Annotated in this window: 1 protein-coding gene; it reads left to right on the top strand. The window is 68.5% G+C overall.

The window, feature by feature from the left end:
• Nucleotides 1–29 precede the first annotated feature (29 nt).
• Nucleotides 30–340 (top strand): flagellar basal body P-ring protein FlgI (locus EN807_RS33590; RefSeq protein ID WP_135938024.1); only part of this gene is annotated, 311 nt, incomplete at its 3' end.

Below are 340 nucleotides of genomic sequence, written 5' to 3'. Positions count from 1 at the left end.
TGTTCCTTGGTTCGCCCGGGCCAAGCACGCTGCCGCCCAGCCAGGTCGCCGCGCGCATCAAGGACATCGCCCAGCTGCAGAGCGCGCGCGACAACCAGCTCGTCGGCTACGGCCTTGTCATCGGCCTGGCCGGAACCGGCGACAGCCTGCGCAACTCGCCCTTCACCGAACAGTCGATCCGCGCCATGCTGGAGAACCTCGGCATCGCCACCGAAGGCGGCAGCGCGCGCGCCAAGAACGTCGCCGCCGTCATCGTCACCGCCAACATGCCACCCTATGTGCAGTCGGGCGCACGCATCGACATCGACGTCTCCTCGATGGGCGACGCCACCTCGCTTGC

This window comes from Mesorhizobium sp. M5C.F.Ca.ET.164.01.1.1, assembly GCF_004792125.1.
Classification (GTDB): Bacteria; Pseudomonadota; Alphaproteobacteria; order Rhizobiales; family Rhizobiaceae; genus Mesorhizobium; species Mesorhizobium wenxiniae.
Note: the sequence above shows the minus strand (reverse complement) of the source record. Positions and strands in the feature narration are given on the sequence as shown.